17 protein-coding genes are annotated in these 20,581 nt (G+C 30.8%); 12 read left to right on the top strand and 5 right to left on the bottom strand.

Going from position 1 to position 20,581, the window contains the following annotated elements:
• Positions 1 to 103: 103 nt before the first annotated feature.
• A complete protein-coding gene (locus VKY41_RS03165; RefSeq protein WP_500812986.1) occupies positions 104 to 2,080 on the bottom strand; it encodes a putative porin in 1,977 nt (658 codons plus the stop codon).
• Between the two features lie 178 nt (positions 2,081 to 2,258).
• Between VKY41_RS03165 and rnhB the strand changes: the two genes are divergently transcribed.
• From rnhB to VKY41_RS03145, 4 genes are all read left to right on the top strand, one after another.
• Positions 2,259 to 2,858, top strand: a complete 600-nt coding sequence (rnhB, locus tag VKY41_RS03160) for a ribonuclease HII (protein WP_500812985.1) — start codon at positions 2,259 to 2,261, stop codon at positions 2,856 to 2,858.
• 97 nt (positions 2,859 to 2,955) lie between these two features.
• Positions 2,956 to 5,391 carry a ribonuclease HII gene (locus VKY41_RS03155; RefSeq protein ID WP_500812984.1) on the top strand — a complete coding sequence of 812 codons (2,436 nt, stop codon included), beginning with the start codon at positions 2,956 to 2,958 and terminating at the stop codon, positions 5,389 to 5,391.
• Positions 5,392 to 5,514: 123 nt separating this feature from the next.
• Entirely contained in the window at positions 5,515 to 6,162 is a 648-nt protein-coding gene (locus VKY41_RS03150; protein ID WP_500812983.1) for a hypothetical protein, read from the top strand.
• Positions 6,163 to 6,231: 69 nt separating this feature from the next.
• Positions 6,232 to 8,994 carry a CHAT domain-containing protein gene (locus VKY41_RS03145; protein ID WP_500812982.1) on the top strand — a complete coding sequence of 921 codons (2,763 nt, stop codon included), beginning with the start codon at positions 6,232 to 6,234 and terminating at the stop codon, positions 8,992 to 8,994.
• Here the strand turns inward: VKY41_RS03145 and VKY41_RS03140 are convergent.
• Together VKY41_RS03140 and VKY41_RS03135 are read right to left on the bottom strand one after the other, a co-directional pair.
• Entirely contained in the window at positions 8,987 to 9,709 is a 723-nt protein-coding gene (locus VKY41_RS03140; protein WP_500812981.1) for a tetratricopeptide repeat protein, read from the bottom strand. The genes VKY41_RS03145 and VKY41_RS03140 overlap by 8 nt on opposite strands.
• Positions 9,710 to 9,717: 8 nt before the next feature.
• Positions 9,718 to 10,284, bottom strand: a complete 567-nt coding sequence (locus VKY41_RS03135; protein ID WP_500812980.1) for an RNA polymerase sigma factor — start codon at positions 10,282 to 10,284, stop codon at positions 9,718 to 9,720.
• 356 nt (positions 10,285 to 10,640) lie between these two features.
• Here VKY41_RS03135 and VKY41_RS03130 point away from each other — a divergent pair, with 356 nt between their 5' ends.
• The 7 genes from VKY41_RS03130 (at position 10,641) to VKY41_RS03100 (ending at position 17,495) form a co-directional block, all read left to right on the top strand.
• Positions 10,641 to 11,174, top strand: coding sequence for an outer membrane protein (locus tag VKY41_RS03130; RefSeq protein WP_500812979.1), 534 nt, complete (start codon positions 10,641 to 10,643; stop codon positions 11,172 to 11,174).
• Between the two features lie 410 nt (positions 11,175 to 11,584).
• Positions 11,585 to 11,998, top strand: coding sequence for a hypothetical protein (locus tag VKY41_RS03125; protein ID WP_500812978.1), 414 nt, complete (start codon positions 11,585 to 11,587; stop codon positions 11,996 to 11,998).
• A 371-nt stretch (positions 11,999 to 12,369) separates the two neighbouring features.
• Positions 12,370 to 12,903: a hypothetical protein gene (locus VKY41_RS03120; RefSeq protein WP_500812977.1), complete on the top strand. Its 534-nt coding sequence runs from the start codon at positions 12,370 to 12,372 to the stop codon at positions 12,901 to 12,903.
• A 116-nt stretch (positions 12,904 to 13,019) separates the two neighbouring features.
• The gene (locus VKY41_RS03115) at positions 13,020 to 13,541 is read left to right on the top strand and encodes a collagen-like triple helix repeat-containing protein (RefSeq protein WP_500812976.1); all 522 of its coding nucleotides are present in this window, start codon (positions 13,020 to 13,022) and stop codon (positions 13,539 to 13,541) included.
• A gap of 110 nt (positions 13,542 to 13,651) precedes the next feature.
• The gene (locus VKY41_RS03110) at positions 13,652 to 14,701 is read left to right on the top strand and encodes a nucleoid-associated protein (protein ID WP_500812975.1); all 1,050 of its coding nucleotides are present in this window, start codon (positions 13,652 to 13,654) and stop codon (positions 14,699 to 14,701) included.
• A 2-nt stretch (positions 14,702 to 14,703) separates the two neighbouring features.
• Positions 14,704 to 15,699, top strand: coding sequence for a bile acid:sodium symporter family protein (locus VKY41_RS03105; RefSeq protein ID WP_500812974.1), 996 nt, complete (start codon positions 14,704 to 14,706; stop codon positions 15,697 to 15,699).
• 215 nt (positions 15,700 to 15,914) lie between these two features.
• Positions 15,915 to 17,495 (top strand): phytoene desaturase family protein, encoded by a 1,581-nt coding sequence (locus VKY41_RS03100; RefSeq protein ID WP_500812973.1) that lies wholly within the window; start codon positions 15,915 to 15,917, stop codon positions 17,493 to 17,495.
• 54 nt (positions 17,496 to 17,549) lie between these two features.
• On the opposite strand, the gene lipB is transcribed toward VKY41_RS03100, so the two are convergent.
• Positions 17,550 to 18,269, bottom strand: coding sequence for a lipoyl(octanoyl) transferase LipB (gene lipB / locus VKY41_RS03095; protein ID WP_500812972.1), 720 nt, complete (start codon positions 18,267 to 18,269; stop codon positions 17,550 to 17,552).
• A gap of 118 nt (positions 18,270 to 18,387) precedes the next feature.
• Positions 18,388 to 18,546, bottom strand: a complete 159-nt coding sequence (locus VKY41_RS03090) for a YqaE/Pmp3 family membrane protein (protein ID WP_500812971.1) — start codon at positions 18,544 to 18,546, stop codon at positions 18,388 to 18,390.
• A 182-nt stretch (positions 18,547 to 18,728) separates the two neighbouring features.
• On the opposite strand from VKY41_RS03090, the gene lysS reads away from it, so the two are divergent.
• Positions 18,729 to 20,423, top strand: a complete 1,695-nt coding sequence (gene lysS / locus VKY41_RS03085) for a lysine--tRNA ligase (protein ID WP_500812970.1) — start codon at positions 18,729 to 18,731, stop codon at positions 20,421 to 20,423.
• Positions 20,424 to 20,581 lie beyond the last annotated feature (158 nt).

Here is a 20,581-nt window from a genome sequence, read left to right as displayed (position 1 = left end):
TTTGTAATACTATAATATAAGGATAGACTGAAAAAACCTCAAGGCTTTAGTCTTGAATAAAGGTAATCTTTATCAAAAAGAACTCCTATTATATATATAGCCCTTATAAAAAGAAGTTCCAAACTAAACCAAAACGGATTGCGAAGTCACGATATGGATGGTTGGGAGCCGAATAATAATCGTATCCGGTCCAGGCAGAGTTAAAATGTTCTGCCTTTATGTATATCCTAGCTCGTTGGATCTTGGCGTTCACAAAAAAGTCAAATCTTGGAAATCCACCAAACTCACGCTCTGTTTGGACATAAAACTCTGCCATAAGCGGATCGTAACCGTTCATATAATACTTTGTGAAGTAATTAAAGGTTACGCCTGTTTGAAGGAACAGCGCCTTTTTAAAAAAATGATTGAAGTAATATAATGTGTTTCGTGTAACAAATGAAGGAACATTGAAAACTAAATTAGCATCCTTCACTGTTTGGTATGCAATTGTGTTGTCTAATGAGAACTTTTTAAAACTAATTTCCTTTTGCAACTTAACACTAAGGTAGTTTATAGATTTATCGCTTTGAAAAGGCTTAACCAATCCACTTGCTTTTTTAAAATAAGTATAGTCGTTTATATTAGTAATGTCTACTGATAAATTTGCGATTTTATTCGAAGTTAAAGCAAGCTTGATATTTTGGGTCTTTACATTATCAAAACTTGTTTTCCAGTTATAATTCTGATAAACGCTTTGATACAACAGGAAGTTGTAATTTGGAGCTTGAGAATTATGCTTAACTCTTGCACTAAATCCTATATCGTCAGTAAACTGATAGGAAGCAGAACCCTCAACATAGTTGCCTTCAAAATCTCCCGAGATGTTTAATCCAAAGCCTCCTTCTATATTAAACTTTTTTATTTTTTTAGAATAATGACCTCCAACAGACACTACACTACCCAGCAACCTGTTTGTTATTAATATATTATCTATATAAGTTACTTTATCGTATCCGTAGTTATAGTTATTGTAATCGATATTGAATTTTAAATTTCCCAATAGGTTATTACTATATTCGGCATAACCTTGCGCATAAAAATTCTCAAGCGTTACACGGTCTCTTAATCCATTTTGTTGAAATGCTGCACCAAAATATTCATTTTGTTTCTTTTGGTTGTATTCGTAAAACTTATCTTCAAATGAAAGCACATTTCCAACACTAAGCGTGTTATTGGAAGTGGAATCTTGCTCTTTTAAAAGCTTATATCTGTGGTCCAGGTGAAATCTCTTTCCTTTTAGAATATTTTCAGCATCTTGAAAATTAACTGCTAAAACAGCTCTATCAATAAATTCTTCGTTTCCAGACTCGAAGTATTTTATATTATCATCTTGTAACCCTCCATTTTCTTCATTCAACAAATCTTGCATAACTATATGTGCATTAGCAATATATCTGTTGTCTTTAGTTTTATAGCTAGTTGTGAACCTAAAGTTCCCTGTACTAGTCAAGGCGTGTTGGTATTTTCCTATAGAACGCATTCCTTTATAAGCAATAGAAAAATTAAACTGCTTGGATGTGTTTACCGTAAAAAATGCATCTAATTGCTGACCTTGGGTAAATGCCGTTTTATAATAAAGCTCTGTAAAGGGTGTTGGTACATGGTAATAGCTTATATCTTCTATTTCCATATAATTAAAATGCCTCGCTCTTGCTCCAAACAAAGGCATTAACTTACTGTTATCAAAATTATGGATTAAGGTATTGTATGGTTGACCAACATTGGAGAAAGACAGTAAATTAAAGTTATCTTTTCGTAAGTAATTGAACTTGTACTCTTTTCTAATAGTCAAGGAGGTGTCCACAATAGTTGTGTCCCTTGCGTGAGATATTATTAAATACTGCTCAATTTTAGCATCTTTATTAACAAGTCCTTTATTACTTGTACTTTTTGAAGATCCTCTATCAGGAGATCCTTGATAGTCTTGATAGTCTTGATTTCTAATTAAACCTCTTTCACTTTTATCGAGTGTAGGTTTAATTTGAGAAAAGCCTAAACTAACAAAAGCCAATAAAAAAAATGCTAAAAATATTCTCCTCATAATTATTTTTTAGACCTTGCAGGAGCTAAGACGTTTTTGAATTTGTACAGTTAATTTGATTAAAAAAAACAGATGATAAAATAATTTTCGTCAAAAATAGAAAATATCTTTTTGGATTTTATTTATTATAGACAATATTACAATTAATAATAACGTCATATTCTTAAGATTTATATAAATGCTAAAATTAAATTACTCAAACTTCAGCTTAGAATGTGGAACAGATGAAGCTGGTCGAGGTTGCTTATCTGGACCTGTAACAGCTGCTGCCGTAATTCTTCCTGAAGATTTTGAACACGATATTTTAAACGATTCGAAACAACTTTCTGAAAAAAAGAGAGATTATTTAAGACCTTATATTGAAGAACACGCTATAGCTTTTAGTGTAGCTCATGTGTTTCCTGAGAAGATTGACAGCATAAACATACTGAATGCATCTATATTAGCTATGCATAAAGCGATTGAGAACTTAAAAACAACACCCGAATTTATTATAGTTGATGGTAATAGATTTCATTCATATCAAAACATTCCTAGCAAAACAATTATAAAAGGAGACAGTAAATTTTTATCCATTGCTGCTGCGTCTATTTTAGCAAAAACCTACAGAGATGAGTATATGAATAACATCGATAAGGAGTTTCCTATGTACAATTGGAAACAAAACAAAGGATATCCAACCAAAGAACACAGATTAGCTATAAGTAAATATGGGATAACAGAATATCATAGAAAATCTTTTAAACTGTTACCCGATCAATTGAAATTAAAATTATAAGCTCTTGAATTTCGCTTTACTCTTTCTATTTTCTATAAAACCGCTAAAATCAAAAAGTAAAGAGGAGTTCATTATATTTGCATAAACCATCAAATACATGAAAGGAATTTTTTATTTTGTTTTTATCACCTTATTAATTACAAGTTGTAGTTCTGATAACAAAAACATTAAACCATCAGATTTTATTCCTGAAAGCGCTTCGTTTGTAATAAAGGTTTCTGACTTAGAAAGTCTGAAAAACAACATCGAGAACAATCAGTTTTTACAAGAACTCTCTAAATCGAGTACATATTCTTCTATTTCAAAAAAACTAGAACTCTTAAACCATTTTAACACCAATAACGAGCTGCTTCTTTCCTTTTCAAAAGATACTAAAGACAGTATTCAATTTACTGTAATAACTCCATATTCTAAAAATTTATTTACGGTAGATTCTCTGCCAAATCATAAAGTAGAAACCATTAGTTCTAAAACCCACGATGACATATTAAAAACAACTGTTGAAAACAACGTGATGTTTAGCATAGTGAAGGACAGCATTTTTATTGGTGCTTCAGAAATGGAACTTTTAAAAATGTCCATAGATAAAAAGAATCAACCTTTAAAACTAAAGAAATTATTAAACACAGCGGATAAAGACAGTCAATTATCCATATTGATTAATGAAAATTCTAATTATTTAAATTCGTTTTTTCTGATTGATTCTATAAATCATATAAAACTAGCCACTTCATTATTGTTGGATATCGATTTAAAGCAAGACGAAATTCTATTCAATGGTTTAGTAAAAGCTACCGACTCCACCAAAAGTCTGATTAACATTTTTAAAAATACGATTCCTCAAGAAAACAAATTAGCTAAAATTACTCCAGCGAATAGCGATGGCTTTATAAGTTTTACTTTCAATAACTACTCGAACTTTAAAGAGAACCTAGATAAATATCAACCAACCGATTCTATAACTACAGAATCCACCTTGTTTGATAATGTCATTGAAGTAGGCCTTATTTTTGAAGGAACACAAGAAGCTATAGTATTAAATTCTTTAGATGAACTATCTACTAGCAATGCTTTATCCAACGATCAAAATTTAGTTGAAAGCTATAGACAAATTGATGTTTTTAGCTTTAGCCAACCTAATTTATTTAATAGAAGCTTCTACCCTTTAGTTCAATTTAATAAAGCAACCTTATACTGTGTACTGGACAATTTCTTTGTTTTTGCCAATTCCTTAGAAATACTTCAGAACATTATTGCCAATTATCAAAACAATACAACTTTACACGAAAGAACGTATTTTGAAGCTATAAAAGAGAATCTTAGTGATGAGTCTTCTTTATTATTTGTTATGGCTCCTTCTAAATTAAATAATAAATTAGAACAACTTCTTACGGAAGAGCTTTCTTTAAATTTAGATAAATACAATGCATCTGCCATTCAATTTATTTACGACACTGATTTTGCCCATGTAAATGCCGTAATAAAAAAGAGCAAAACCAAAGCTTTAGAAAATTCGGTAACAGAAGAATTTAATATTAAAATTACGGATGATTTATTAAACACTCCGCAGTTTGTAGTAAATCATGAAACGAACCAAAAGGAAATTGTACTTCAAGATATAAAAAACAACTTGTATTTAATTTCAAATACAGGCACACTTATTTGGAAAAAGCAATTAGACGGACCTATTATAGGTTCTGTTGAACAAATAGATATGTTCAAAAATGGTAGACTTCAACTTGCCTTTGCAACACCAAATAGAGTTTACGTAATTGATAGAACTGGAAAGGAAGTATCGCCATTCCCATTAAAATTTAAAGATAAAATAACACAACCACTTTCTGTTTTTGATTACGACAACAATAGAAATTACAGATTACTAATTACTCAAGGGAAAAACATTCTTATGTACGACCAACTTGGTCGTACTGTAAAAGGTTTCAACTTTAATAAAGCCGAGAGCGAATTGGTGCACCAACCTCAACACTTTAGAATAGGAAAAAAAGATTATTTACTATTCAAGACTGCAAACAGCTTATATATTTTAGATAGAGTAGGAAAAACACGAGTAAAGCCTAAAAACACCTACACCTACTCTAACCAAGCCGTTTATTTGTATAACAATAAGTTTTCTACAACATCAAAAGATGGAAAGCTTATAACAATAGATACACAAGGTAATACTGCCGCTCAAAATCTTCAGTTAACAGATTTACACAATATAACTAGTACAAGTAGAACCCTTGTTACACATTCTGAAAACAAGCTTACCATAAAAGACAAGACGATAGAATTGGATTATGGTAATTATACAAAACCAGATATTTTTTACCTATACGATAAAATATATGTGTCGATAACAGATTTGCAAGCTAAAAAAATATATTTATTTGACAGCCAAGGAGAGCTTATTTCCAACTTTCCAGTTTATGGAAATTCAAGAATAACACTAGATAATATAGATAAGGACAGAAACCTTGAATTTGTAACAAAAGGCGACAACAACTCTATTATCATCTACCAAATAAACTAACAGACTAGGACAAGTACTTTTATTTATAAAAAATTTATCTCTAAATTGTTAACTTTAACAAATTCATTCTATTAATAGAATGTACATTGTAAAAAATTAAAGTACCAACTAAAATAATTAATTATGAAAAAACATGCATTAGCCTTATTCTTTATGTCACTTTTATTGGTTGCAACTACCAGTTGTAAAACTGATGATGACGATGTTGTGAAGGACAATAACGAAGAATCTCCATTAACCGCTACCAATTATATTTATGAAGGAGATCTAAAAATATTTTACCTTAACACGGAAAACGAATATCTTAATTCTCAAATTGATGAATGGAGTCAAGTTCCAGAAGATTATCCAGATTACGAGGAAGCACAAGCTAACATTCTTGTAGCCCAAGCTCAAATTGATGAAAATGAACTAGAAATTTCTGGCATTTTAACTCCTGAGAATGCATTCGCAATTGTTAAACCTAAATTACCTCCAATTCCAGTTCCATCACCATGTCTATGTTTAGATTTATATAACTCTATAGAAAATATTGTTTTATTGCCAGGCACAGAACAAATGAGTATTTCAATATTATCTTCTAACGATGAATCGAGTATAGCTTTTACAAACAGTGATTCTCCATTAGAAACTATTCCTAACACCCAAAATACTGGAAGGTATCAACCTTTTAATTTCGAGCAACCAGGTTTTACAGGACAAGCTATGATAGAAGTTCAAACCAATAATGACAGTTATTCTATTCAGGTTAATTTTCATAACCTACCTTAAACACTAATAAAAAACAATATCCATTAAATAGTTGTAAATTAGTCTTCAGTTAAACTGAAGACTTTTTTTATGAAATTGCCTCTATTCCTACTTATACTATTATGGTCTACAAGCCATGTCGTAGCACAAAATAACAGCGACTCTATTTACGATAGCACCATTACTTCCTTATATCAAAAAGCATATCAATATATTTATTCTGAACAGGATTCTGCCTTTTACTATTTCGATAAAATTAATAATGAAGCCATAAAACATGGAGATTTTGAAAGTTTAATTAGTAGTATATCTGCCTCCAATAAAACTGCTGCACATTTTTATAATCTTGACAAAATGAAGACCAACTTAAAGCAGTTGGACTCTATTGTTTTGAAAAACAACATGGCACTTAAGACTACTGACAATTATTTATACTACATAAACTCTATCCGCTTTGATAAAGGCATCTATTATTTCAGATTAAACGATTATAAACAATCAAGAAGTGCTTTTCAATCCATTATCGAATCTACAGAGGCTTTAAAAGAGGATGAGCTTAATATTTATCTCATCGATCTTTTAACTAGCGCCTACAGTTTTATTGCAAAAATGTATGTGAACGATGGTAAATACAACTTAGCAAAAGACTATTACTCTAAAAATATTCATTTTTTAGAAGCTAAGAAAGCAGATGATATAATAAAAATTAACAGGACATACAGTCTACTTGCCGAAGTATTAAAAAATCAAAACCAACTAAAAACTTCCAATGCATATTTTAAAAAATCATTAGAATATAATTTAAATCATCAAGGAAACTCTAGTAGTATTGTTACTGAAGCCAACCATTTATTGGATAATTATTTAAGTGAGTCTAAAACCGATAGTGCTTTTTATTACTTGAACATTATTAAAGACCATCTTTCTGTAAATCATCCAAAATGGCATATGTATTATGAAGCTAAAGCTAAAATTCATGAATCTACTAAGGACTATAAATTAGCTGAACTTGAATTGCAAAAAGCCTTGAAACTCGTAAAGCAAAAATGGAAAAACAATCCACATAACGACATCGCCGAAATATATAACGCCATAGGGAAGCTACAATTCAAAAGTAACCAACCACGAAAAGCATTAGAATATTATAATTTGGCAATCGATCAGTTTTCTTCGGACAAAACAAATTCTACTATCAACCAATCCACAATTTTAAAAGTCCTAAAAAACAAAACAGATGTATTAAATTCTCAAGCAAGTTATACCCAAAGCATTTCAAACGTTAACCAAGCATTACAAATCTTGGATCAGTTAAAACCAACTTTTAAAAGTAAGGAAGACAAACTATTTTTAATGGATGAAGCCTTCCCACTGTTTGAATCTGGATTGGAAGCAAGCTACAATTTATATCAAAAAACCAAAAAAGATTCACTCATTGATCGCGCTTTTTATTATTCCGAGAAAAGCAAAAGTGTGCTGTTATTAGATGCTCTTTTAAGTACTCAAGCAACAAAATTTGCTAACATTCCAAAAAACATAATTGAAAAAGAGCAGGTTTTAAAGTCTCAAATCAATCATTTAGAAAAGCAGTTAAACCAATCAAAAAGTGAGGTTTTGGAAATCGAATTATTTGAAACAAAACGTCGATATAGAGAACTTATAAGTACGATTGAAGCGAATTATAAAAGCTATTACGATTTAAAATACAGTCAGGAAGTTATAACAATAAACCAGTTACAGAATTTTTTAAAAACCAACGAAGCTTTAGTGTCATACTTTTATGGAAACAAGGCAATTTATGTGATAACTATTTCTAAAAACTCTAAATCTATTCATCAATACCCATTAAATACTTCAATAGAAAATGATATCAGTTCTATTTACAGTATGTTAAATAACCCAAAGTCCAATCTTCAAAATTTAAACAAAAAATCATTTGACTTATATAAGAAATTGGTAGCCCCAAGTATTAAGGATTTATCAAACAAGAACCTCATCGTAGTAACAGATGGTTTATTAAATTACATTCCATTTTCTAGTTTATCAACAGATGGAAAAACTAGCTATTTAATAGAAGACCATGCAATTAGTTACGTTAATTCAGCAACATTACTAAAGCAACTTTCTAGTAAGGAAGGTGTTAACACTAAAGTATTAGCATTTGCTCCTAGTTTTAAAACATCTTCAAACAATACTTTACTGCCTTTACCACATAACCAAAATGAAGCTGAGGATATACTAAATTATTTTAGCGGCAAAACATTAACAAACTCAAATGCTACACTACAAAATTTCAATTTAGAAAGTGAAAAATACGGCTTATTACATTTTGCTACCCATGCCATTATAAACGATGAAACTCCAGAATATTCGTATTTAGCTTTTGAACCAAATACAAACAATACAAATAATCTGCTTTATGTAACCGATTTGTACAATTTAAACCTCAATACCAATTTAGTAACTTTAAGTGCTTGCGAAAGTGGAATTGGTAATTTAAAGCGTGGTGAAGGATTTATTAGTTTGGCCAGAGGATTTTACTTTAGTGGTGCTTCAAGCATATCAAGTACTTTATGGAAAATTAACGACGGCTCAGCCTTAAAAATTATGGATGTTTTTTATAAAAAACTGTCCGAAGGAAAAACCAAAAACCAAGCTTTACAGCACGCACAAGTATCCTTTATAAAAGAAAACAACCAAACCGCCTTGATACATCCGTACTATTGGTCTGGTTTTGTTATTTCTGGAAAAACAGCCGCAATAACCTCAAACGTATCTTGGTGGTGGTACTTTTTTGGAATTGGAGCGCTTATAATCTTAATTGTATCTGTAATCAAGTTTAGAAAAACTACTTAAGTTCTTCTAAAAGCTTTTGTGCTCTATCCTTATTATATGTATAGTTATTAACCAAGCTTTCAAGGTAAATCTTTGCCATTTCCTTGTCCTCTTTCTTAATTGCTATTAATGCTAGATACCAAGTAGACTCGGCTACAAAACTTTTATTTTCATTAACAATTTGTTCAAATAAGACTTTAGCTTCCTCCTTGTTTTCCATACCTAAATAAGCTTGTGCTTTATAAAAGCTTACATAGTTCTTCTGTATGTTTTCCGGAACAGCATCAAATTTCTCAATAGCAATTTGATAGTTTTTTGTTTCGTAAGCAACAAAAGCTTCACGTTCTATAGAGTTTTCGTCATCGCTTCTTGTTATTGTGTAAACTGTGTTTGGATATTCGCTAAAACTGCTATCATACAAGCTATTATAATTAATGCTATAAAAGGTATTATAGCCAAACCAACCAACTAATAAGGCAATAGAGGCTGCTACGGCAAAACTTTTATAGTTAAACAATGTGTGATGTTTAGGCATGTTAATTTCACGCTCAACATCCTGAAGTGTTGTTTTTAACCGATCATTCTCATGGCTTTTAATTGCCTTTTTTAGATGGTTTTCAAATTCAAACTGCGCTTTAAATTCAGTATCTGTTTTCAGTAAATTCTGAAATACGGTTTCTTGTTCAGGTGTTAAGCTGTTAGAGAAGTAGTGATATAGTAAGTCTTGCTTATTCATTGCTTTTCTTAGTTACTATTAATGCGTTCTTTTAAGGTTTTCATACATCTGGACTTGGCACTTTTTACTACATTTTCGCTTGCATAATCTGTAGTATCAATAATATCCTTTATACTATATCCTCTATAATAGAACAAGGTTAACAGATCTTGGCATTTTTTTCCAAGAGTTGCAAAATGTCTTTTTAATAAAATCTGTTCTGTGGTTAAAGAATCTTGATCCATATCTATATTTGGATCAACTAGTTCTTCTTTCTCCCTAATAAGAGACAAATCGAAATCTGGATTTATAGTCTTATTATTTTTTTTCATTTTATCAAAAATTAAATACTTTCCAATGCTAAATAAATAGGTTGAAATAGAGCTCGTAAACTCAACAATCTTCCCTTCCATCACATTATTATAGAAAACAATGTAGGCATCTTGATAGATATCTATAATATCTTCATGTGGTAGGTGATACTTTTTAGCAAAATTTAAAAACTTGCCCCTGTTGTCTTCATATATTTTTCTGAACAACAAATCGGAGCCCTTTTTTAAATCAGTTATAGTTATGTTCTCTTGAACTCTTTGCATTTAATATCCTAAATTATAAAAGGTTAACATCTAGCTGCTAAATTACTTTATTTTTAAGTAAAAGCTATTAGTTTTCTTACAGTTTAATCTGAATCTGAACAACAATTTATTATCAGCTTATCATTATTACAAGCTCTTTATTGAGGATAACACCACTAAGAATTGAAACAAGAATATTAATTCCTAGAAAACAATTAAAATTCGTTTAACCTACAAACCTCATGTAATTAACTGAATTACAAAATACAGAAACATTTTAAATTCAATAATATTCAAAACTTTTTCATGGCCTATGTTAACCTTTTATTTAAAACCTCATTAAATAGAAAACATACAAAACAAAAAACAATTAAAACATGAAAAAACTAAACTCTAAATCGATTAAAAGCAACAGAATATTTTTTGCACTTGCCTTATTATTTTTTATTGCACCTCAAATTCAAGCACAAATATCTATTGGTGGCGGATTGGGATACAACGAAAAAATTTCTGGTCCAGGAATTACCGGAAAGGCAGAATTTAATATTACTGAAGAAATTGCCATTTCTCCAGGAATTACCTACTTTTTTGGCAGCAGTTTATACGGTTTTAATAGAAATTTACTTGCTGTAGATGCCAACGCTCATTACTTTTTTGAAATTATTGAAAGTAAATTAAAAATCTATCCCTTAGTAGGTGTTAACTACTCTAGTTACAAAAGTGGATCTTCTACTTATTACGGCTATTATTATGGCACAAGTAAAGTAAGTAATAGTGCTTTTGGTGCTAACATTGGAGCTGGCGCAAGATGGGCTTTTTCTGATAAATTAAGTGTGTATTTAGAACCTAAATATGTAGCAAGCGATTATGGACAAGTAGTTATAAACGCAGGTGTTTTATATCAATTATAACATACAATTACAACTATTTAAATTTATTTTATTTGAATTAGTCTTCAAGGCAAAAAGCTAAAACTAACATTTTGGCTTTTTGTTTTTTATTTATTACTTATTTAAGCTATCAACTTACCAAATGGAATGAAAACCCACCAAGCTATATTATATAGACTCCTATATAAACTCTACACATAACTACCTAATATTAACTATAAAAAACGGCTATCGCACAGGTCGGTTTTGGAATTAAACCTATTTTACATATATTTGGCTTTAAGATATTTAACAAGATTTCTCCTGCAGAATAAAATAACTAGCAATTCAGCTATGAGATTAAAAATTTCTTTTAAACTATTTTTTTAAAATATTTTGTTAACCTTTTATAGTATTAATTATTAATAAGAAAACAAATAAAACATTTAACCATGAAAACACTAAAACTTGCAACTTTTCTATTTCTTGCATTCTTAACATTTAACTGTAGTAGCGACGACGACAGCCCTGCACCAACTCCAGAACCTACAACACAGGAACTATTAATGTCCGGGAAATGGTTTATCAAATCCATTAATGGTGAGGCGCCAGAAAATGACTGTATAAAACAAACGAACTGGCATTTTATAAATGAGGATACTTTAATAACAATCAATTATAGTATCAACGTAGATGACGAATGTGAAAGTGAAAGTACCAATTTCAATTACATCTTAAGTAATGATGGTAAAAAACTAGTTGCTTATTTAGAAGGAGAAAGTCCAGAAATAGTGTCCATAGATTCGGTCTCAATGTCCGAGTTGATTGTATCAAATCCTGGTATAGAAATAATTTTTGAAAAATAACAACATAGGCTATTAAAATCACGTCTACATTTTAACTTATTATTTAAAAACCGAAGTCAAAAGCTTCGGTTTTTTTATTCATATAAATACTTAAACTATTGCATAACTGTTTATTCAAAAACCTAAAACATTCTCTTTTAATGAACAAGAGCATGTACACATAACTACCTAATATTAAAAATAAGATTAAAATAAAAATATAAAATAGAAGATATATATGTTCTATTCCCAAACTGTTACATCTGTTATATACTTTGAAACAATAGTGATATTAAACAGTTTGGAACTCTTATAAATTTACATGAATTATAAAACTATAAATGATTTAAAATTTAACTTATAATAATGATGGGTTAATTGCCCGTCAAACCTTGAGTTATATTAATAGCAGTGGAGAAACTAAAAATATACAGAGATTATTTGAATATAACACTAATAAAGAGTTAATATCTATTACCGAAAAGAATTTATCTGACTCCGTATATTCGCGTGATCTTATAAGCTATGACTCCAATGGGAATGTTTCTCAGGTTATTAATTATTACAGTAATGATGACGTTTTATATTCATATCTCCAAGACTATACTTTTGTGTATGACACTAAAAAAAACCCATCAAAACTATTACTTAACGATTGTGGTGTTACGTCTAATTTCTCGTTGTTTGATATGATTTCTCTTACTACAAAGTATTTTGGTTATTCTACACTTTTTAGGATAAGATATTTTAGCAATAATAACATTATCTCTAGTGAATACTCCAGCGATTTTGGATCTTCAAATAATAGCGTCTATACTTATGTTTATAACGACAAGGACTATCCAACATCTGTTGAAATTTACAATACTTATTCAAATGGTCCTAATTCTACCCATTATAGAACCTGGACCTACGAAACCTATTAATAATTAGTTATATGTTTTAAACAGAAACAATAATTCTGTTTTGTAATGTCTAAATGTTAACCTTTTAAAACTTCAACCATTAAACTAATATAAAAATCAAAGCAATTTTAAAAATTATGAAAACAATTCAAAAAACAATTTCAAAATCAAAGTATGTGTTATTAGCACTACTAGTAGTATTTAGTGTTTCCTGTTCCACAGAAGACGGCGAACCAGGACCTCAAGGACCTGCTGGAACAAACGGTGCAGATGGAGCAGATGGCAATGCTAATGTAATTATATCAGATTGGTATGATCTAACATGGACTGCTCCAAACACTACTATGACTTATCATGATCAAGTTGTTCCGGAAATCACAGAAAATTTAATAGAAGCCTCAGTTATTCTTAGTTATGTACGTTCTAGTGCTACTACTTATTTATTACCTGCTGTATGGACCAATACTTCAACTATTGGTTCTGGAGTATCACTAGAGAATATAAGAATATATTGCCGTTCTGAATCAAATATAATAATGCCAACCGATATGCAAGGTAGGCATATAATTATTCCTGCAAATATAGGAGGTAGAGCTTCTTTAGATTTCAAAAACATGTCCTATGAAGAGGTCATGGATCATTTTGGCTTAGATTATTAATTCGATACAAAAATTCTTTAAAACCGAAGTTAAACCCTTCGGTTTTTTTATACACTAAACTTAAATTTTTCTCTTGAAATGCTTAGTATTGCAATATCAATACTCAGACCATGATTTCACGTAAAAACGCCTCTATATCAAAGTGTATTATCCATAAAGTAGGTAATAAACACAACAATACAAAAAATGCCTTTTCAGAAAAAGAGGTGCATTTTGACGAAGCAAGCTACGAGCTTATGCTACCATTTTTATTAAGGCCTTTCGGTTCTGTTGTACAATCATACAGGTTTAATCATCATGCTGATATTTCATTAAACGAAATAAACACATATAGTTCTCAAATTTTTTCTGACGACGATACTTTTATTGAAACCTCAAAACACATTGTAAAACATTTATTTGAGCAATCCAATTCTGCTCAAATAAAAACGGGAGATGTACTTGTGGTTATGTTTGAGGGCATTGAGTTTAACGAAATAACCACCAACGCCTTAGGGATTTTTAAAATTGAAAACAAAGTTGATTTCTTTCAAACATATTTAGAAAACAATAGTTATGATGTGTTTGTTCAAAAAGGAATTAATTCAAAAAAAGTAGACAAAGGTTGTTTAATACTAAACCAAACAGATGCTGAAGGACCAATTATTTTAAGTGCAGACAACAACAATTACGATGCTCAATATTGGACCAATCATTTCTTAAATATTAAATATGCCGATGATGCCAACAACCATACCCAACAGTATATCGAGTTGTGTAAAGATTTCTCTGAAGATATTTTAAAAATATCCTATGGCAACCAAGAACAAAACACATTTTTGGCTAAAACCATAGATTTTTTCAAAGAAAACGAAACCATAAATGTAGAGCGTTTTAAAGATGAAATTTTTCAAGAAGAAAAACACAGAACCTTATTCGACGACTACAAGAAAACTTTTGAAGGTGAAAAAGATTTGGTTATTAGAAATCAATTTGATGTTGCTGAAGCTGTAGTAAAAAAGGAAAAGAAAAAGATTAAAACGGAAATAAAACTAGATACCAACATTCAAATAAAACTAGATATAGATGCCCCAGAAGCATCAAGCGAATATTTGGAACGCGGTTACGATGACGATAAGAAAATGCACTATTATAAAGTGTTTTTTAATGTAGAAGCTTAATTATGAAAACTAAGGTTGACGGATTTGTAATTGCCATTTTAGTTGCTATACTTATAGCTTACCTATACCCTAGTTTGGGCAGTAAACAAAGCGACTTCCCATTAGATTTAATAGGGACCATTGGTATTTCCTTAATCTTCTTTTTCTATGGCTTAAAGTTAAGCCCCGAAAAAATTAAAAGTGGTTTAAAAAATTGGAGATTGCATCTTTTAGTGCAACTAACCACTTTTTTAATTTTCCCTTTAATAATAATTGCTTGCAAACCGCTATTAAACACTGAGGATTCACAAACCCTATGGCTTTCTTTTTTGTTCTTGGCTGCTTTACCGTCAACTGTGTCATCGTCGGTTGTTATGGTTTCTATAGCAAAAGGAAATATACCTGCCGCAATATTTAATGCTAGTATTTCTGGATTAATCGGTATTATTATAACACCTCTGTGGATAGGGATGTTTTTAAATCAAACAGCTACAGACTACAACCTAAAGTCTATCTATATATCGTTGATTAGCCAAATATTACTTCCTGTAATTTTAGGATTGCTTTTACAAAAATATTGGGGCAAGTTTGCCATACAGTATAAAAACCAACTTACGCTATTCGATAAGTCCATCATCTTACTTATCATCTATAAAAGCTTTGCCGAATCTTTTGAGGAAGATATTTTTAGTTCGGTAAGTCTAACAGATTTACTTATACTTTCTACAGTAGTAATTATTCTATTTTATTTAGTATTTTTTACAACTGGTTTTATATCTAAAAAACTTGATTTTAATACAGAAGATCGTATTACTGCACAATTTTGTGGAACTAAAAAATCGCTTGTACACGGAACTGTTTTCGCTGAAATTTTATTTCCAAGCACCATGTCTATTGGACTTATTTTACTTCCATTAATGATTTTTCATGCAGCACAAATATTTATAGTTAGCATTATTGCCACTCGTTTAGCAAAAAGGGAATCCGTAGCTGAAGAAAGTGTTCAAATAGCCGAATAACCGACGGATTGAACCATACGAATTAACATAGAAATTACAACTCCAAATTCTTCAATAGAAAATATAAAACCACACTATTTCTAAGAAATCCAAGTGTAGTAATTGGGTATTTTAAAATATAAATGTACAGCTCTGCCTTTTTCTATCCAAACTCCAGACTAAAATTTTATGAATTATGTTATTTCAATTTTGTATTTTGGATGAAAACATACTCCATGATTCAATCTTATAAAAAAAAACCTATTTTACAAGACACTTATGACACCATTGTTATTGGATCTGGAATGGGAGGACTTACAACAGCAGCAATTCTAGCAAAAGAAGGCCAGAAGGTTTTAGTTCTAGAAAGACATTATACAGCTGGAGGTTTTACACATGTTTTTAAACGCACTGGTTACGAATGGGATGTGGGCATACATTATATAGGTGAAGTCCAAAGAAAGAATAGTTTGATAAAAAAACTATTCGATTATGTGAGTGATGGCGAATTAAAATGGGCTGACATGGGAGAGGTTTATGACAAAATTATTATTGGTAACAAACAATACGATTTTGTTAAAGGCGTAAGAAACTTTAAGCAAAAAATGACTTCTTATTTCCCTGAAGAAGAACAAGCCATAAACAATTATGTTGACTTGGTATTTAAGGCAGTTAAAACCAGTAAGAATTATTATGTCAGTAAAGCCATATCACCTTTTTGGAATGCATTGGCAGGAAAATACTTAAAAAAACCATTTCATAAATTTTCAGATAAAACAACCTACGAAGTACTCAGTTCCTTGACCCAAAATGAAGAATTAATAAAAGTGCTAACTGGTCAGTATGGAGATTATGGATTACCTCCCAAAGAAAGTAGTTTTTCTATGCATGCATCTGTAGCAAGGCATTATTTTGATGGTGGAAATTTCCCTATTGGAGGCTCATCACAAATTGTTAAAACCATTGATCCGGTAATAGAATCGGCTGGAGGCACCATTTTAATTAGTGCAGAAGTAGATAAGGTTATTATTGAAAAAAACAAGGCTTTAGGTGTAAAAATGAAAGATGGCAAGGAGTTTCGATCTAAAAACGTTGTAAGTAGCGCGGGTATTATTACTACCTATAACAAGATATTACCTTTAAACATTGTTAAAAAACACAAGCTTGACAAACACTTGCATAAGGTAAATCCTTCGGTTGCCCACGTAAGTTTATATATTGGTTTAGATGGTACTCCAGAGGAACTTCAAATTCCAAAAACAAATTATTGGATTTACCCAGCCAAAGGAGATCATGATACCTGCGTAAAAAATTATTTAGAAGATTTATCTCAGCCATTTCCTGTGGTATATTTGTCATTCCCTTGTGCTAAAGATCCTGATTGGCTTAATCGTTATCCTGGAAAAAGTTCCATTGACATTATTACTTTAGTTCCTTATGAAACTTTTGAAAAATGGTCAGGTACCTCCTGGAAAAAAAGAGGTGAAGAATATGAAACTATTAAAGAAGAAATAGCACAACGCTTACTAAAGGAATTATATAAACAACTACCACAAGTTGAAGGGAAGATAAATTGTTATGAACTATCCACCCCGCTAACCACACAGCATTTTGTTAATTATGAAAAAGGTGAAGTATACGGATTAGCTCATGGTCCATCTAGGTTTAGACAATCCTTTTTAAAACCAAGAACACCTATTAAAAACTTTTATCTAACAGGTCAGGATATTGTAACTGCCGGTGTTGGTGGCGCTTTATTTTCTGGAGCATTAACCGCTATGGCTATTACTGGTAAAAATGTATTGAAAAAAGTTTAATATGAGAATTTTTTATATAAAACTAAATCTCGAACGGAAATAGCAATATCAATTTTATTGCACATTCTGACCTGAGAAATGAAATTCAGCTTCAAATAATTCTTTAAAGTGCTTCAATAATTTCTCTTTTACTTCAGCTTCATTTACTTCCTTTTTACCAAGTTCAACGTTAAGAGATGTCACAGCTTTCCCTCGAATTCCGCAAGGAATCATATTGTCAAAATATCCTAGATTAGCATTCACATTTAATGCAAAGCCATGCATAGTTACCCAACGGCTTGCACGAACACCCATAGCACAAATTTTTCTTGCAAATGGTGTTCCAACATCTAACCAAACACCTGTTTCACCTTTACTACGTTCAGCTTTCAGTCCGTATTCAGCTAAAGTTAGAATAATCATTTCTTCCAAAAACCGAAGATATTTATGGATATCAGTAAAAAAATTTTCCAAATCTAAAATAGGATAACCTACAATTTGTCCTGGACCATGATAAGTAATATCTCCTCCTCTATTTACTTTATAAAAACTAGCTCCTTTAGCTTTTAATTGCTCTTCGTTAATAAGCAAATTACTAATATCACCACTTTTTCCTAAGGTGTATACATGTGGATGCTCAACCAACAGAAAGTAATTAGGCGTTTCAAGATTAGTGTTTTCACGCCTGTTTTTAATTTTAGTATCTATAATACCCTTAAACAAAGACTCTTGATAATCCCAAGTATCTTTATAATCTTTACTTCCTAAATCCTGTAGTTCGATATGTTTGTTCATAGAGGCCAAAATTACGATAATTTCTTCTAAATTGTGAAATACAAACGAATTGAAAAGCAATTATAGGATTGAAAATATATTTAATTATCCACAAAATGCTTCAAGAAAAAACTAAAATCTAATTCTTAGGGTTGTTTAAAATAACCAAAGCAGCAATAACTCCTGGTACCCAACCACAAAGCCATAATAAAAATACTATTATTATAGATCCACAACCTTTATCTATAACGGCTAAAGGTGGACATAAAATGGAAAGTAAAACACGCCAAAAACTCATTCTGTTTATTTTATTACCTCTAAATTTTCAAAAATTTAAAGGAGTATTAATTGATGAAATATACCTATAAGTACATAAATCTTCCTATTTGTTACAGTATTATTTTAGAATATAATAAAATTGATATCCTAACTAATAGTAATTATCTTTGTAACTTCAAAAAACACACAATTTCAATATATATGTCGCAATTATCAGAACAAGAATTAGTACGTAGAGACAAACTAGCCAAATTACGCGAATTAGGAATTAACCCTTATCCTGCAGATTTATTCCCATATAATCACACTTCAAAACAGGTAAAACAAGATTTTTCTGAAGGTAAAAAGGTAATTGTTGCTGGTCGGTTAATGTCGCGTAGAATTCAAGGAAATGCTAGTTTTGCTGAACTTCAAGATAGCGAAGGTAGAATACAGGTATATTTTAACCGAGATGAAATTTGTTCTGGAGACGATAAAACAAAATATAACACCGTTTATAAAAAACTTTTAGATATAGGAGATTTTATTGGTGTTGAAGGAGAACTATTCACTACCAAAGTAGGAGAAAAAACCGTAAAGGTTAAAGATTTTACTCTTTTAAGTAAAGCCCTTAGGCCATTGCCTTTACCAAGAACAGATGCCGAAGGTAATGTACACGATGCTTTTACAGATCCTGAATTACGTTACAGACAACGTTATGCAGATTTAGTGGTAAACCCTCATGTTAAAGAAATATTTGTAAAGCGTACTAAACTTTACACGGCTATGCGTAATTTCTTTAATGAGTCTGGTTATTTTGAAGTTGAAACACCTGTTCTACAACCAATTCCTGGAGGTGCTGCAGCAAGGCCATTTATAACACATCACAACAGTTTGGACATTCCTTTATATATGAGAATTGCCAATGAATTATATTTAAAACGATTGATAGTGGGTGGGTTTGAAGGCGTTTATGAATTTTCTAAAAACTTCCGAAACGAAGGGATGGATAAAACTCATAATCCTGAATTTACAGCAATGGAAATTTATGTGGCTTATAAAGACTACAACTGGATGATGGATTTCTGTGAACAACTTTTAGAACATTGTGCCATAGCCGTAAACGGAACAACAAAAGCCTCTTTTGGAGAACATACTATCGACTTTAAAGCTCCTTACGCTAGAGTAACCATGGCAGATTCTATTAAACATTTTACTGGTTTTGATATAACTGGTAAAACTGAGGATGAAATACGACAAGCTGCTAAGGACCTAGGTATTGAAGTTGATGATACCATGGGGAAAGGAAAACTTATTGACGAGATTTTTGGTGAAAAATGTGAAGGAAATTATATCCAACCAACATTTATTACGGATTATCCAAAAGAAATGAGTCCGCTGTGTAAAGAACACAGAGACAACCCAGATTTAACCGAGCGTTTTGAGTTAATGGTTTGTGGGAAAGAAATAGCAAATGCATATTCAGAACTTAACGACCCTATTGACCAACGCGAACGATTTGAAGATCAATTAAGATTATCTAAAAAAGGAGATGATGAAGCTACCGAATTTATTGATCACGATTTCCTTCGTGCTTTAGAATATGGTATGCCTCCAACATCTGGAATGGGAATTGGAATGGACCGCTTAATAATGTATTTAACAAACAACCAATCTATTCAAGAGGTACTGTTTTTCCCTCAAATGCGTCCTGAGAAAAAAGCGGTTGAAATGTCGGAAGACGAAAAAGCTGTTTATGCTTTACTTAAAACCACATCGCCAATAGAGTTAAACACTTTAAAAGATCAATCTGGTTTAAGTAATAAGAAATGGGATAAAACTATAAAAGGCTTAACCAAAAACAAATTAGCTAAAGTAGAAAAGAATGATGAAGGCTTATTTGTTGAGCTAGTTTAAATATTTATAACAACAATATTCTAAAGGAACTACCGAAAGTAGTTCCTTTTTTTTATATTTTATTGTTAAGTATTATCACAATCACCTTTGTTTTAACTCTGAAAATCAGTATTTTACATAAATTATTATTTAATTACATCATTGAAGTTAATACAATG

This window comes from Xanthomarina sp. (assembly GCF_035306605.1).
GTDB lineage: Bacteria > Bacteroidota > Bacteroidia > Flavobacteriales > Flavobacteriaceae > Xanthomarina.
Note: the sequence above shows the minus strand (reverse complement) of the source record. Positions and strands in the feature narration are given on the sequence as shown.

Bases quoted from the DNA above. Each gene is read 5' to 3' on its own strand.
- VKY41_RS03165 (WP_500812986.1), bottom strand. From the start codon at position 2,080: ATGAGGAGAATATTTTTAGCATTTTTTTTATTGGCTTTTGTTAGTTTA.
- rnhB (WP_500812985.1), top strand. From the start codon at position 2,259: ATGCTAAAATTAAATTACTCAAACTTCAGCTTAGAATGTGGAACAGAT.
- VKY41_RS03155 (WP_500812984.1), top strand. From the start codon at position 2,956: ATGAAAGGAATTTTTTATTTTGTTTTTATCACCTTATTAATTACAAGT.
- VKY41_RS03150 (WP_500812983.1), top strand. From the start codon at position 5,515: ATGAAAAAACATGCATTAGCCTTATTCTTTATGTCACTTTTATTGGTT.
- VKY41_RS03145 (WP_500812982.1), top strand. From the start codon at position 6,232: ATGAAATTGCCTCTATTCCTACTTATACTATTATGGTCTACAAGCCAT.
- VKY41_RS03140 (WP_500812981.1), bottom strand. From the start codon at position 9,709: ATGAATAAGCAAGACTTACTATATCACTACTTCTCTAACAGCTTAACA.
- VKY41_RS03135 (WP_500812980.1), bottom strand. From the start codon at position 10,284: ATGCAAAGAGTTCAAGAGAACATAACTATAACTGATTTAAAAAAGGGC.
- VKY41_RS03130 (WP_500812979.1), top strand. From the start codon at position 10,641: ATGAAAAAACTAAACTCTAAATCGATTAAAAGCAACAGAATATTTTTT.
- VKY41_RS03125 (WP_500812978.1), top strand. From the start codon at position 11,585: ATGAAAACACTAAAACTTGCAACTTTTCTATTTCTTGCATTCTTAACA.
- VKY41_RS03115 (WP_500812976.1), top strand. From the start codon at position 13,020: ATGAAAACAATTCAAAAAACAATTTCAAAATCAAAGTATGTGTTATTA.
- VKY41_RS03110 (WP_500812975.1), top strand. From the start codon at position 13,652: ATGATTTCACGTAAAAACGCCTCTATATCAAAGTGTATTATCCATAAA.
- VKY41_RS03105 (WP_500812974.1), top strand. From the start codon at position 14,704: ATGAAAACTAAGGTTGACGGATTTGTAATTGCCATTTTAGTTGCTATA.
- VKY41_RS03100 (WP_500812973.1), top strand. From the start codon at position 15,915: ATGATTCAATCTTATAAAAAAAAACCTATTTTACAAGACACTTATGAC.
- lipB (WP_500812972.1), bottom strand. From the start codon at position 18,269: ATGAACAAACATATCGAACTACAGGATTTAGGAAGTAAAGATTATAAA.
- VKY41_RS03090 (WP_500812971.1), bottom strand. From the start codon at position 18,546: ATGAGTTTTTGGCGTGTTTTACTTTCCATTTTATGTCCACCTTTAGCC.
- lysS (WP_500812970.1), top strand. From the start codon at position 18,729: ATGTCGCAATTATCAGAACAAGAATTAGTACGTAGAGACAAACTAGCC.